Origin of the sequence: Enterobacter sp. HNDS-6 (assembly GCF_039850505.1) — a bacterium.
Lineage (GTDB): Bacteria > Pseudomonadota > Gammaproteobacteria > Enterobacterales > Enterobacteriaceae > Enterobacter > Enterobacter kobei.
Genome location: NZ_CP156673.1, coordinates 2,032,261 through 2,045,595 on the forward strand (window position 1 = coordinate 2,032,261; position 13,335 = coordinate 2,045,595).

15 protein-coding genes are annotated in these 13,335 nt (G+C 56.5%); 7 read left to right on the forward strand and 8 right to left on the reverse strand.

Annotation, left to right across the window (positions count from 1 at the left end; genetic code table 11):
* Nucleotides 1-2: 2 nt before the first annotated feature.
* From ABFI50_RS09490 to ABFI50_RS09500, 3 genes are read right to left on the reverse strand one after another with little or no spacing between them, the layout of a single operon-like run.
* Nucleotides 3-1,379: a glycoside hydrolase family 1 protein gene (locus ABFI50_RS09490; protein ID WP_232952410.1), complete on the reverse strand. Its 1,377-nt coding sequence runs from the start codon at nt 1,377-1,379 to the stop codon at nt 3-5.
* 17 nt (nt 1,380-1,396) lie between these two features.
* Complete coding sequence (locus tag ABFI50_RS09495; protein WP_023331699.1) at nt 1,397-2,722, reverse strand: PTS sugar transporter subunit IIC; 1,326 nt, start codon at nt 2,720-2,722, stop codon at nt 1,397-1,399.
* Between the two features lie 11 nt (nt 2,723-2,733).
* Nucleotides 2,734-3,048 (reverse strand): PTS sugar transporter subunit IIB, encoded by a 315-nt coding sequence (locus tag ABFI50_RS09500; protein ID WP_014830072.1) that lies wholly within the window; start codon nt 3,046-3,048, stop codon nt 2,734-2,736.
* A 293-nt stretch (nt 3,049-3,341) separates the two neighbouring features.
* Here ABFI50_RS09500 and ABFI50_RS09505 point away from each other — a divergent pair, with 293 nt between their 5' ends.
* Nucleotides 3,342-4,292 carry a LacI family DNA-binding transcriptional regulator gene (locus ABFI50_RS09505; protein WP_014881946.1) on the forward strand — a complete coding sequence of 317 codons (951 nt, stop codon included), beginning with the start codon at nt 3,342-3,344 and terminating at the stop codon, nt 4,290-4,292.
* 61 nt (nt 4,293-4,353) lie between these two features.
* On the opposite strand, the gene ABFI50_RS09510 is transcribed toward ABFI50_RS09505, so the two are convergent.
* Nucleotides 4,354-4,650, reverse strand: a complete 297-nt coding sequence (locus tag ABFI50_RS09510) for a YicS family protein (protein WP_014881947.1) — start codon at nt 4,648-4,650, stop codon at nt 4,354-4,356.
* Nucleotides 4,651-4,789: 139 nt separating this feature from the next.
* Here ABFI50_RS09510 and ABFI50_RS09515 point away from each other — a divergent pair, with 139 nt between their 5' ends.
* The 4 genes from ABFI50_RS09515 to ABFI50_RS09530 all read left to right on the forward strand — a co-directional run bounded on the left by ABFI50_RS09515 (nt 4,790) and on the right by ABFI50_RS09530 (nt 8,037).
* Nucleotides 4,790-5,209 (forward strand): GNAT family N-acetyltransferase, encoded by a 420-nt coding sequence (locus ABFI50_RS09515; RefSeq protein ID WP_023331700.1) that lies wholly within the window; start codon nt 4,790-4,792, stop codon nt 5,207-5,209.
* 147 nt (nt 5,210-5,356) lie between these two features.
* Nucleotides 5,357-6,157 (forward strand): lipoprotein NlpA, encoded by an 801-nt coding sequence (nlpA, locus tag ABFI50_RS09520; RefSeq protein ID WP_347485928.1) that lies wholly within the window; start codon nt 5,357-5,359, stop codon nt 6,155-6,157.
* 120 nt (nt 6,158-6,277) lie between these two features.
* Nucleotides 6,278-7,057, forward strand: a complete 780-nt coding sequence (locus ABFI50_RS09525) for an MBL fold metallo-hydrolase (protein ID WP_023331702.1) — start codon at nt 6,278-6,280, stop codon at nt 7,055-7,057.
* A gap of 26 nt (nt 7,058-7,083) precedes the next feature.
* The gene (locus tag ABFI50_RS09530; protein ID WP_014881951.1) at nt 7,084-8,037 is read left to right on the forward strand and encodes a helix-turn-helix domain-containing protein; all 954 of its coding nucleotides are present in this window, start codon (nt 7,084-7,086) and stop codon (nt 8,035-8,037) included.
* Between the two features lie 43 nt (nt 8,038-8,080).
* Here the strand turns inward: ABFI50_RS09530 and ABFI50_RS09535 are convergent, their stop codons facing one another.
* From ABFI50_RS09535 to ABFI50_RS09550, 4 genes are all read right to left on the reverse strand, one after another.
* Complete coding sequence (locus tag ABFI50_RS09535) at nt 8,081-9,169, reverse strand: AAA family ATPase (protein ID WP_014881952.1); 1,089 nt, start codon at nt 9,167-9,169, stop codon at nt 8,081-8,083.
* A gap of 146 nt (nt 9,170-9,315) precedes the next feature.
* Entirely contained in the window at nt 9,316-10,275 is a 960-nt protein-coding gene (locus tag ABFI50_RS09540) for a DUF523 and DUF1722 domain-containing protein (protein WP_014881953.1), read from the reverse strand.
* A 102-nt stretch (nt 10,276-10,377) separates the two neighbouring features.
* Nucleotides 10,378-10,788 carry a hydroxyisourate hydrolase gene (gene uraH / locus ABFI50_RS09545; RefSeq protein ID WP_014881954.1) on the reverse strand — a complete coding sequence of 137 codons (411 nt, stop codon included), beginning with the start codon at nt 10,786-10,788 and terminating at the stop codon, nt 10,378-10,380.
* A 99-nt stretch (nt 10,789-10,887) separates the two neighbouring features.
* Entirely contained in the window at nt 10,888-11,613 is a 726-nt protein-coding gene (locus ABFI50_RS09550; protein ID WP_014881955.1) for a MerR family transcriptional regulator, read from the reverse strand.
* Between the two features lie 117 nt (nt 11,614-11,730).
* Here ABFI50_RS09550 and ABFI50_RS09555 point away from each other — a divergent pair, with 117 nt between their 5' ends.
* On the forward strand, nt 11,731-12,255 hold the full coding sequence (locus ABFI50_RS09555) for a lipocalin family protein (RefSeq protein ID WP_014881956.1): 525 nt from the start codon (nt 11,731-11,733) through the stop codon (nt 12,253-12,255).
* 78 nt (nt 12,256-12,333) lie between these two features.
* Nucleotides 12,334-13,332 carry a class I SAM-dependent methyltransferase gene (locus ABFI50_RS09560; protein ID WP_347485932.1) on the forward strand — a complete coding sequence of 333 codons (999 nt, stop codon included), beginning with the start codon at nt 12,334-12,336 and terminating at the stop codon, nt 13,330-13,332.
* The last annotated feature ends 3 nt before the right edge of the window (nt 13,333-13,335 follow it).

Below are 13,335 nucleotides of genomic sequence, written 5' to 3' on the forward strand. Positions count from 1 at the left end.
CATTACTCTTGTTCAAAACTATTATTTAAGGCGGTGGCGGCAAACCACTCTCCGCTTTTCTTAATGGTGCGCTGCTGCGTCTCTACATCGAGCTGAATAAACCCGTAGCGATTTTTATACGCATTACACCATGACCAGTTATCAATAAACGTCCACATATGGTAGCCAAGACAATTGCAGCCCTCGCTAATCCCTTTATGCAGCCACGTTAAATGCTCAGAAATAAACTCGATACGGTATTTATCGTTAATCTGGCCATTTTCAATAAAGCGCTGTTCATTTTCGACACCCATGCCGTTTTCCGAAATAAAGCAGCGCGGGTTGCCGTAATTATCACGCAGGTTAACCAGAATATCGTAAATACCCGGCGCGTAGATTTCCCAGCCGCGGTACGGGTTCATCTTGCGGCCCGGCATTTCGTAGTTATCAAAGAACCACTCCGGCATAAACGGCGCCTGCGGGTTCACCGCGCTGTCACGACACTTAACGCGGCGCGGCTGATAGTAGTTCACGCCGAGCAGGTCGATTTTCCCTTCCGCGATCAGGGCGCTATCTTCCGGCTTACAGGCAGGCAGCTGATCGTATGCCTTCAGCAGCGCAACCAGGTCCGCCGGGTATTCGCCGCGCAGGACCGGGTCGAGGAAGCTGCGGTTAAACATCAGATCCGCAATGTGTGCCGCCTTCACGTCCGCCGGGTTTTGCGAGCGCGGATAGGACGGCGTCAGGTTTAATACGATGCCGATTTCCCCCGCGTAGTGACCGGCGCGGTAGGCCTGAACCGCCTTTGCGTGGGCCAGCACGGTGTGATACGCCACGGTGGCTGCCCGACGAAAATCCACCACGTTCGGGTAGTGGAAGTCGTACAGATAGCCGCCTTCCACTGGGACGATCGGTTCGTTGAAGGTAAACCAGTGCAGCACGCGATCGCCAAACAGCTCGAAGCAAATCTGCGCATAGCGGGCGTATGCGTCCACGACTTCTCGGTTTTCCCAGCCACCGATCGCCTGCATCGCCATCGGCATGTCGAAATGGAACAGGGTAATAAACGGCGTGATGCCCTGTTCATCCAGCTCATCAATGACCTGATGATAAAAATCGACCGCTTCCGGGTTCACTTCACCGATACCGTCAGGGATCAGGCGCGCCCAGCTAATCGAGGTACGAAAGCTGTTGTGGTTCAGCTGCTTTAACAGCTGAATGTCCGTTTTCCAGTGCTGATAAAACGTGGAGGTCTGCTGCGGCCCCACGCCGTTGTGAAAACGGTTTGGCTCGCGGGCAAACCAGTAATCCCACGTGGTTTCGCCCTCTCTTGCCCCTTCCGTCTGGAGAGCGGAGCTTGCGCTGCCCCACCAGAAGTTATCGGGAAATGCGTATTTCATGACCTTTCCTCTTTGACTTAATTGCTTGCGGTTTCGGCAGCACCGACGGTCGCCTGCGCTTTCTGCTCTTCGTTTTTCATCAGCGTACGCTCATAGGCACGCAGGAAAGGCAGATACATCAGCGCGGACATCACCATACACACAAGGCACATCACCACCGGGCTCAGCGCCCAGTTCGCCGCCCACGAGGCGCCAATCGGTGCCGGGGTGGTCCACGGAGTTAACGAGACGACCTGCGCCAGCCAGCCGAGTTTGGTTGCCGCATACGCCAGACAGGCGTTGATCAGCGGAACGCACACGAACGGAATGAACAGCATCGGGTTCATGATGATCGGCGCGCCAAACAGAATCGGTTCGTTGATGTTAAAGAAGCTGGGCACCACGCCCATTTTGCCGATGGTACGCAGATGGGTAACGCGGCTGCGCAGCAGCAGGAACGCCAGGGGTAACGTGGAGCCTACGCCGCCAATCAGCAGGTAGTGATCCCAGAAGCCCTGCAGGTATACGTGCGGCAGCGCCGCGCCGGCCGCCAGTGCCGCCTGGTTTGCCGAGAGGTTCGCCATCCAGAACGGGTTCATGATGCCGGTGACAATCAGCGAGCCGTGGATACCGGCGAACCAGAAGATCTGGCACAGCAGCACGGAGAGCAGAATAGCGGGCAGGGAGTCGGAGGCGGAGACCAGCGGCTCCAGCAGGTGCATGATCGCCTGCGGGATAATCATGCCGGTTTGCGCTTCGATGAACAGGTTCAACGGGTGCAGGGTACCGATCACCACCATCACCGGGATCAGGATCTCAAACGAACGCGCCACGCCGGTCGGTACTTCTTTCGGCAGGCGGATGGTGACGTTGTTCTGCTTCAGCCACGCATAAACGCGGGTGGCGTAGATGGCGGTGATCAGCGCGGTAAAAATGCCCTGGCCGGAGAGATACTGGGTCGAGATTTTACCGTCGGCATACGGCGCGGCGACCAGCAGGAAGGCCATAAAAGCCAGCAGGCCGGACATCACCGGGTCGAGGTTAAACTGGCGCCCCAGGCTCGCCCCAATCCCCACCGAGATGAAGAAGGTCATCACGCCCATGCTGAGGTTAAACGGCAGCATCAGCTGTTCGCGGTAAGTCTGGGAGAAATCCAACCAGCCGCGCGCAAAGCTATTGGTAGTATCCGCCGAAAACGGCGGGAAGATGAACACCAGCATAAACGAGCCGATGATCATGAACGGCAGCGCGGCGGTAAAGCCGTCGCGGATAGCAATCACATACTTTTGCTGACCAAGTTTGGCGGCCAGCGGGGTAATTGACTGCTCAATCACCGCGACCATGGATTGATATAACGAACTCATGTGAACACCTTTTAGTGTGCCGCTTCGATGAGCGACAGAGCATAGTCCAGTACTTTATCGCCACGCTGCATGCCGTAGTCCATCATGTCGATGGGCTGGACCGGAATGCCTTTCGTAGCCGCCTTGTCTGAGAGTGTCTGTAACATGTATTTCACTTGTGGTCCGAGAAGCACCACCTGGTATTGCGGAAACTGCGTATCAAATTCGGAAACACCGTACGCATCTATTTTCACCGGCAAACCACGTTCTTTCGCGACATCGACCATTTTGCTGACCAACAGGCTGGTGGACATCCCGGCAGAGCAGCACAGCATAATCTTGAACATCGACAACCATCCTCTAAATGTAAAAAGTTATTGCGGGAATGATTGGACATTATACGGAAACCGGTTTCCATTCATAAAAGACAGAAGTGTGACAACCATCAAGATCCCTTACTTATGAGGCTAATTAACCGGATGTAAGTCACATAATTTGGCTGTTTTGACATCATTTTGAGTGGAAACGGAAAATCGGTTTCCATGGAAAACGGAAACGGATATACTCCGTTCTGGCTATAATATGAGCCGAAGCGGTCATGGAATTTGCAGGCGCGAGGTAAGCCTGTCAGGGGAAAGAGATGTCGACAATCAATGATGTATCACGTCTTGCCGGGGTATCTAAAGCCACGGTATCGCGAGTGTTGAGTGGGTCGCGTGGCGTAAAGGAAGCCAGCCGTCAGGCCGTTCTGAAGGCAGTGGATGAGCTTAACTACCGGCCTAATGTGATTGCCCAGTCGCTGCTGAGCCAGTCGACGGGATGTATCGGCGTCATTTGCGCACAGGAAAATATTAACCAGACCACCGGTTATTTGTACGCGCTGGAAAAACATCTCAGCCAGCATCAAAAACACCTGCTGCTGCGCTTCGCGCATAGCAAAGCCGAAGTAATGAATGCGCTCGAAGAGCTCTCCTGCGGTTTGTGTGATGACATCCTCGTCATCGGCGCGCGTTTCCCGCTGGACGTGGATATGGACAACGTCATCCTCGTGGACTGTATGGAGTCCGATAATTCCAATAGCATCCAGTTCGATCACGCCTTTGCCGCTGAAACCGCCTGTAACTACCTGACCAGCCAGGGTCGTCGCCAGATTGCCCTGATCCACCCGCACGGCAGCGGTTTTGCCGATCAGGTGCTGCTCGGCTACAAACATGCGCTGGAGAAAAATTTTCTGCCCTTTAATCGCAACCTCGTCTTTATGGACGCGACCTCCTCGTCCGTTGCGCTACAGGAGCTGCTTAACAACGCCAGCACGCTGAATTTCAACGCATTACTGGTGGCGGACGAGCAAGAAGCCCAGCGAGTGATCCCACAGCTGCAGGCGTTTAATAAATCCGTGCCGGAAGACATTATGGTCTTCAGCCTTGCTGGATCCCTGCACCTGCCGGGTATTCCGGTGATCCCGGCCATTGAATATTCCATGGATGCCATGGCGGCGCGTATCGTGAGCTGGCTGACGGAGAAAACGCAGATGCTGGGTTCGTATGTGCTGCGCGGGGATTTAATTATTCCGGATGTGCGTAAGCGTTAAAAATGTTGTGTAGGCCGGGTAAGGCGCAGCCGCCACCCGGCGAGAAGCACGTTTCCAGCCCTCAATAATCTTCCATACAGTCCACCTGACCAATCGCCGCCCAGTAAGCATCCAGATTGTCGCGCTTGACGGCGGTAACGGCATTTTTGATCAGCAACTGATTGGCCTCGGACGACAAAATCATCTCCTGCCAGGCTTTATCGCTCTGCTTTCTCTGTGGCGTACAGGTTTTCTTAATATCTTTAAGGACCTGCTGCTTTATTTGCGCCTCTTTCGCGGGGTCATCCTTTTCCTGAGCATGGACAAACGCGGCGAAGAGCAGACAAACCAGCAGGCAGACCAGGTGCGCAGCTTTCATCAAAACCCCCTTTAGAAGTCACATGCTTCCCATGAAATATATCGTTACATTCAGTGTAGCGACGCCAGTCGAAAGTATGAATTTTCTCCACGCTACCGGTGTGCGATAGTGAGACGGCACAGAAACAAGGAGAGAAAATATGCACTTGAGCATTACTGACGCCGTCACGCCGCAGGAAAAAGAAGAGCTACTTGTGGGTCTGAGAGCCTATAACGGACGGTTCCTCGATTTGACGAACTTTAGCGGTGACATAGGCGTTTACGTTCGAGACGAAAAGGGCGTCATGCTGGGCGGCTTAATTGGCGTACGTAAAGGCGACTGGCTGAATATCGACTATCTCTGGGTGAGCGATACCGTGCGGGGCAGCGGTGTGGGCGGCCAGCTTATCAACACGGCGGAAAATGAAGCCAGGCGTAAAGGCTGCAAGCACGCGCTGGTGGATACCGTTAGCTTCCAGGCGCGCCCGTTCTATGAAAAACAGGGCTACCAGCTGCAGATGTCTTTGCAGGATTACCCATACCCGGGTATGCAGCGTCATTACCTGACGAAAGCGCTTTAAATTCTGATTCTGCGGGCCGGGGAAGCGCAGAGCCACCCGGCGATACCCGCATATAACTTATCCTTCTTATTGATTCTTTTTCGTTTTTTATTTCCCCGCCTCGTTGTCGATATAGTCATTGAAACATTCAGCAAAAGGAACTGTCTCGTGAAACGTCGATTGGGTGCGCTGGTCCTCGCTGGCCTGCTGCTGGCAGGGTGCGATCAAAATGGCAGCGATGCCAGACACATTAAAGTAGGCGTCATCAACGGCGCCGAGCAGGACGTGGCGGAAGTCGCCAAAAAGGTGGCGAAAGAGAAATATGGTCTGGACGTGGAGCTGGTCGGCTTCAGCGGCTCGCTATTGCCTAACGATGCTACCAACCAGGGGGAGCTGGATGCCAATGTCTTTCAGCACCGTCCGTTCCTTGCAGAAGATAACAAGGCGCATGGCTACAAGCTGGTTGCCGTGGCGAATACCTTCGTGTTCCCGATGGCCGGTTATTCACGCAAAATCAAATCCGTTTCGGACCTGAAGAACGGTGCGACCATTGTCATTCCAAACGACCCAACCAACCTTGGCCGCGCGCTGTTGCTGCTGCAAAAAGAGAAGCTCATTACCCTGAAGCCAGACACCGGCCTGCTGCCGACGGCGCTGGATATTACCGCTAACCCTAAACATCTGAACATCATGGAGCTGGAAGGGGCGCAGCTGCCGCGCGTGCTGGACGATCCCAAAGTGGATGTCGCCATCATCAGCACCACCTATCTTCAGCAAACCGGGCTGTCGCCGGTGCATGACAGCGTCTTTATAGAAGATAAAAATTCGCCGTACGTGAACATCGTGGTGGCGCGCGAAGACAACAAAGACGCGGAGAACGTGAAGGAATTTATCCAGTCGTATCAGTCACCGGAAGTGGCGAAAGCGGCTGAGACGATCTTTAACGGCGGAGCGGTACCGGGCTGGTAAATTCTGCCTGAAAACGCGGAGTTTAAATTGGCCCGATTCCATCGGTAATCGCCCTTTAACCCACAGCGTGACCTGCGACGTCGGGCTATCCTCCTTATCACACCAACCGGAGGATAGCCCATGAACATTACCCAAATTCGCAACGCCACCCTGCTGATTACCTACGCTGGGAAACGTCTTTTAATCGACCCGATGCTGGCCCCGAAAGATGCTTATCCGGGCTTTCCCGGCACGGCACATGCCGAACGCCGTAACCCGACGGTCGAACTCCCTGTTGACGTCAACACGCTGCTGAACGCCGACGCGGTGATCGTCACCCATACCCATGACGATCACTGGGATCGCGCCGCGGCAGAGCTGATCGCCAAAGACAAGCCGATCTACGTGCAAAACGATCGTGATGCCGCGCTGCTGCGCAGCCAGGGGTTTATCAACCTGACGGTCATGACTGACGCGACCACCTTCGACGGGATTCAGATTGCTAAAACCCACGGCGGCCAACACGGTACCGACCGGGCTTACGCCGTGCCGGAGCTGGCGGAGCGTCTGGGCGAGGCCTGTGGCGTGGTGCTGCGTCATCCTGATGAGAAGACGCTTTATCTTGCCGGGGATACCGTCTGGCGTGACGCGGTGGCGGCCGATCTGCAAAAGCACCAGCCGGACGTGGTGGTACTGAACGCAGGCTATGCACACGTCATTGGTTTTGGCCCCATTATTATGGGGCAGGAGGATGTGCTCAACGTTCATTTCCTGCTCCCACAGGCCAAAATAGTGGCGAGCCATATGGAAGCCATCAACCACTGCCTGCTGACCCGCAGCGCGCTGCGTGAGTACGTTGAAGCCAATCAGGTGAGTCACGTAGTGACCATTCCCCAGGATGGCGAAACCGTTATATTCTGAGTGCGTTAAAGGGAAAGGAGAGACAAATGTCGCTAATCAACGTCGCGATTGTCGCGGTAGACGGGTTCAGCCCGTTCCACTACTCCGTTCCCTGCATTCTGTTTGGCGATTCCGTCTCCGGCGAAAAGCGCTTTAACGTGACGATCTGCGCCGAAACGCCGGGGTTCCTCACCTCAAAAGACGGGTTCGCCCTCAACGCCACGCAGGACTACACCGCCATTGGTCGGGCCGATATAGTCGTTGTTCCCTACTGGCAGCACGTCCTCGAACGCCCGCCTCAGACGCTGCTCGACAGCCTGGTGCAGGCGAGAGACAACGGCGCGGAAATCGTCGGGCTGTGTCTGGGGTCGTTTGTGCTGGGCTATGCGGGCATTCTCGACGGCAAGCGCGCTGCCACCCACTGGGAGTTCGAAAATCAGTTCCAGTCGCTCTTTCCGCACGTCCAGCTTGATATCAACGCCCTCTACGTGGATGACGGCAATATCATCACCTCTGCCGGAACCGCGGCTGCGCTGGACTGCTGCCTGTATATCATTCGTCAGCGCTTTGGCAGCGTAGTCGCCAACCAGATTGCCCGGCGGATGATTGTGCCGCCGCACCGCGAGGGAGGTCAGGCGCAGTTTATTGCTCAGCCTGTTCCGAATGACACCCGCGATGCACGTATCAATTGCCTGATCGACTATCTACAGCAGCACATCACCGAACCGCATAGCCTGGACTCGCTGGCGGAGGTGGTTTCGATGAGCCGCCGCACGCTGACCCGTCACTTTATTAAAGCCACGGGAATGAGCGTCGCCGACTGGCTTACCGCCGAACGCCTGCGGCGTAGCCAGATCCTGCTTGAAGCCGGAAATATGCCGATTGAACGCGTGGCCGAGCTGGTGGGATTTAATTCTGCCGTCACCTGGCGACAGCAGTTTAAGGCGCGTTTTGGGGTAAGTCCTGCGGAGTGGCGAAAGACGTTTCGTCTGCATAGCTAGCGTGGAAGTTCCACCCCGGTAAGTTGGGTATGAAGAGATTGAGCTACCCCAGCCTCTCCACCTTCGTCTCCCCCTCCGCCATCGACAGCTGGTACAGCGAAAACGATCGCTGTTTCTCAATCAACTTCGCCAGCTCCGGCGAGTGGCTGGTGAGCCAAATCTGCGAGTAGCGGCTGGCCTCGGCGATTAAGCTCGCCAGCGCGGGCAGCATCTGCGGATGCAGGCTGTTTTCCGGTTCGTTCAACGCGATAAACGCCGGTGGGCGCGGGCTTAACAGCGCCACCGCCAGGCACAGAAAGCGCAGGGTGCCGTCGGAGAACTCCGCCGGTTCCAGCGGCCTGCTCAGCCCCTCGCGCTGCATCATCATGCGAAAACGTCCGCCGGTGTTGTCGCTGTAAAACACGCAGCCGGGGAAGGCCTGGTCGAGGATGCGCATCAGGAGCAGTTCGTCGCCAATCTCCACGATGGTCTGAAACGCCGCTGCCAGGTTGGCACCGTCGCTGGCCAGCACCGGGGAACGGAACCCGACCTGCGGGGCACGCATCGCCGAGCCGGATGAGACGGAAAACTCATGATAAAAGCGCCAGTTACGCAGGGACTCGCGCATCTGCGACACTTCCGGGTAAAGATGCGGTTCGCCGAGCTGCCCGAACACCGATTCGTTCTCATACAGCGTGCCGCTGTGGGTCACTTTCTCGTGATGCACGTTATTCAGAAACACCGCCTGATTCTTACGCTTCATCAGCTGTGACGACGGGCGTCGATGCTGGCCGCTCAGCCAGATGGACTCCTCTTTGATCACCGGATCGAGCTGAAACTGCGAAGGGTAAGGCAGCCTCTCCACAAACCCGACCTGCAGCTCGTATTCGTAGGTCTCTGTTTCCACCGCCAGGTTCATCCGCCGAAGCTGGTCGCTGCGGGTTTTGCCTGCCCAGAACACCTTCAGAATGCCGCCCTCGTTCGCCAGCGCCTGGGAGAACTGCCCCTGGGCGGCGCTGTGCATCAGGTGTATCGCCTTGTAAATATTGGATTTCCCGGTGCCGTTCGGGCCGAAGACGATGTTGAGCTGCTCCAGCTCAAGCGACATCTCGCGGATGGAGCGGTAGTTTTGAATGTGCAGGGTGTTGATCACGGGCAGGCCCCTTTTTGCAGAATAAGCCTGTATATAATCACAGTCTTTGAGGTTAAATGCAAAAAAGAGACGACAGTGAGGATGTCGTCTAAACGGGGTACTGCTTTGGGCCTCTACGGGTCAATGGGGCCTTCGCATTTTTGTGATCACTTGACTGCCAGACGCAGACCCAAATCATCAGGATAGGGATCAAAGTAGTTTTGCGTCATCAGATACCGGTCAGGATATTCGGCCAGGTAGTGCTTCAGCAGCGTGATCGGGGCGAGGATAGGCAACTGCCCGTTGCGATAGTGCAGGATCACGTCGCGCAGCTCACCGCGCTGGCGGGTGTTTAGCTGGTTGCGGAAATACCCCTGGATATGCATCAGTACGTTGGTGTGATTCTTCCGCGAGGCGGGTTTTTTCAGGATGGTCATCAGCTTTTCCCGGTACGCCACAAAGAAGGCGTCCAGGTCTTCCCACTCGTGCAGCGAGGCGACAAACGGGCCGATTTCACGGTAGCCCGCCTGATGGTGCGCCAGCAGCTGCAACTTATAGCGGCTGTGGAAATCCAGCAGCCCACGTCGCGTCAGACCTTTAGCGCGCAGCGTGTTTAGCTCGTGCAGGGCAAATACCCGCTCAATAAAGTTTTCCCGCAGCACAGGGTCGTGCAGCCGACCATCTTCCTCGACGGGCAGCCACGGGTAGGTTTCAAGAAGGGCGGCGGTGAACAGCCCGACGCCCTCCTTGCGGCCCCGGTTGCCGTTTTCATCGTACAGCCGCACGCGTTCCAGGCCACAGCTTGGGGATTTTGCACAGACGATAAATCCCGAAAGATCGCCGATTTTTGGCAGATAGTCCGCCGTAAAGTTGGCCATTTTCTGCGTGAGGTCATCATGAGGCGGCTTGCTGAAACGGAGCTGCGTCTCGCCGCTGTCCGTCAGCGTCAGGCGTATGGCCGGGCGAGGCGTCGGCAGCCCGATCGCCATTTCCGGGCAGACGGGGCGGAAATTCACCCACTGGGCCAGCTCATCCATAACGAAGCCCATACGCTTGTGTCCGCCGTCAAAGCGTACGGCGGAGCCGGTCAAACATCCGCTAATACCGAGCACAGGTTTCGTTGTCATGGTGTGGTCCTCCCGTTCATATCATTAAAACTTACACAACATGACTAATTTGTCCAAGTATTCGCGGAACTATTTTTTTTATTCCTTTAGAATCAATGCGTCTTAACTGCCCTTGTAGGTCGAGTAACCGTACTGACTCAGCAAAAGCGGGATGTGCAGCTTTTCGTTGGTGCGGGTCACGGTAAACAGCACCGGGATCTCCGGGAAGAAGGTGTCCAGCTTTTTACCGTGGAAGTACTCTGCGGTTTTAAAGGTCACTTTATACACGCCAGGCTGCATGTCCTGGTCCTGCGGATAGAGCGATTTAATACGTCCGTCGTGGTCGGTTTTGCCGCTGGCAACCGGGGTCCATTTGTCCTGCTGCTGCTTCTCCAGCGTAACGGTCACGTCTGATGGCGGCATCCCGGTTTGCTGGTCGAGAATGTGGACGCTCAGCGTGCCGGCAGGGGCGCTAAAGGCGGCAGGGGCAAAGGCCATGGCGGCCAGGAACAGCAGAGGGGTTGTTTTTTTCATGGTGTTTTCCTGTGGAGTTATTGGTCACAGGAAAACGTTAGCATCTGCGGCGCGGGAAAATATTCAACTTTTCGTGAAGATTCCCACAGCAGAAAATGATCAGAGGATAATCACTTCAAGCGATACCTGCTGCTGCCACTGCTCCAGCTGCTTTTTCCGTCCGGCGGTAAGTTTGCCGCTGGTGACCAGAAGCCATTTTCGCTCCGGGAAAATCTCCGGAGCCAGCGTGGCAGGGGGAACCGGCAGGATGTCGATCCGGTGACCCTGACCGGTGCGCGTTAAGGCCTCGAGCCAGATCTCGCACGGGTCGTTGAGATGCCAGCCGCTGAGCAGAATATTGTCGCCCGGCGCTTTCTTATCACCTTCGAGACAAAACGAGGTGTAGGCGATGATGATGCCGTCGAGGATCGCGCGCAGGGTCATGGCGGCGGCAACGTTAGCCGAGACCTGGCTGCGCAGCGGACGCAGCACGTTCGCGACCAGCTCTGGTCTTGGGTACTCGCGTCCGGCGTCGTAAATCATCTGGCGCAGGGACTCGACTTTGCCGTCCTGCAGGCGCTGCAGCATGTTCTGCTGCAGGGTTTGCCAGTTGTTGGTCCGCCCCAGCGTCGGGCGTTCCAGCAGCGGTTTGACCTGGCCGATTGGGACGCCTTTTTTGACCCAGTCGAGGATTTTCAGCGCCTGCTGGACGTCCTCATCGCTGTACTGGCGGTGACCGCCTTCCGTGCGCTGTGGCTTGAGTAAACCGTAGCGACGCTGCCACGCCCGGAGGGTAGTGGCGGTAATGCCGCTGAGTCTGGCGAATTCGCCGATGGAGTAAGCCATGTCCGTGTCCAGAGTGGAGGAATACTCTCAATATACTACGAATTTTCCCGAACGGGATGAAGCGCCGAAACGGTGCACTACACTTAACATCCAACCGTGCAAATGAAAGGAATTCTCATGAAGCTATGGCCTGTTGTGACCGGTGTTGCCATTGCGCTGACCCTGGTTGCCTGTAAATCCCCTACGCCGCCGAAAGGCGTGCAGCCTATTACTCATTTTGAAGCCAGCCGCTATCTCGGCAAATGGTACGAAGTCGCGCGCCTTGAAAACCGCTTTGAACGCGGTCTGGAGCAGGTGACCGCCACCTACGGCAAGCGTAGCGACGGCGGTATCAGCGTGCTGAACCGGGGTTACGATCCGGTGAAAAACAAGTGGAATGAAAGTGAGGGGAAAGCGTACTTCACCGGCGAGCCGACCACCGCCGCGCTGAAGGTGTCGTTCTTCGGTCCGTTCTACGGCGGGTATAACGTAATCAAACTGGACGACAAGTACCAGTACGCGCTGGTCAGCGGCCCGAACCGCGATTATCTGTGGATTTTGTCACGCACGCCGACCATCCCGGATGCGGTGAAGCAGGATTACCTGAACACCGCGCGCAGTCTGGGCTTCCGGGTTGACCAACTGGTGTGGGTGAAGCAGTAAAGATCGTGCTTTCTTCGTAGGGTATTACGGACTCGCCTGGATAGACTTCCGTTAAAACCCCAACGGAGGGAAGACGTTATGATCTGGCAGCCTTTTCGTGGTGACGCACCGAAAAACATGACGATTTTCAGTGCGTCCTTTCCCGACGTCAGCGACCAGTGGCCGATGAAAGACGATGCTGCCCGTGAAATCGCTGCGCTCGATCGGGCGCTGAAAGCCGAGCCAGCGCTTCGCCCTCCGCAGGTCGAATATCATGAAGGGGGGCAGGCCGTGCTCGTCCCGCAGAACCGCTATTCCGAGCAGGCTTTCCGCAACCGTCCGGCGCTTACCGCATGGCGAACCCGGCTGGTGCCTTCCGCGCTGGCGCTGTTTGTGGTGCAAAACCCGCTTGAGGATCGCCTGCCGGACGGCACAAAGATGGACAGCGACAGTCGCCAGTGGTTTATCCACGCGAACGATGCCATCGGCGTGCGCGCCCGCGCCCGGGTGCTTGCCGCGCTGGTGGAGAAGTACATTCACAATGAGAGCGAGAACAACTGGGTCAGCCTGGCAAGCGGCGCCGCCATTCCGGTGCTGGAGGCGCTGCGCGAAGCAAAGTTCGATGGTCAGCAGGTCTATCTCACGCTGGTGGATAAAGACCCCGTGGCGCTTAGCTGGGCCGAAACCATGGCGGCGCAGGAAGGCATTGTGGTGGGCGAACAGCTGACCCTGCTCAGGCGCAACCTGGTGCACACGCTGGTGCGTAACGAGGACCTGCTGCTGGAGCTGGGCGAGCATCAGGCCGAACTAGTCGACGCGCTGGGGATTTTTGAATACTTCAACGACGCCGACGCGGTGATTCTTCTCCAGCGCGCGCTGCGGCTGGTCAAGCCCGGCGGGGCGGTGATTGTCTCAAACATGCTGACCAGCAGCCCGCAGATTGACTTTGTGCTGCGCGGTATCGGCTGGGAGGATATCCACCCGAGGACGCTACAGCAGCTGCAGGATATTCACCTGGCGGCGGGCGTACCGGTGGAAAACGTCACCGTGGTCGTGCCGAAGGACGGGGTGTATGCGGTGATGGAAGTGAGGGTGTAGCAC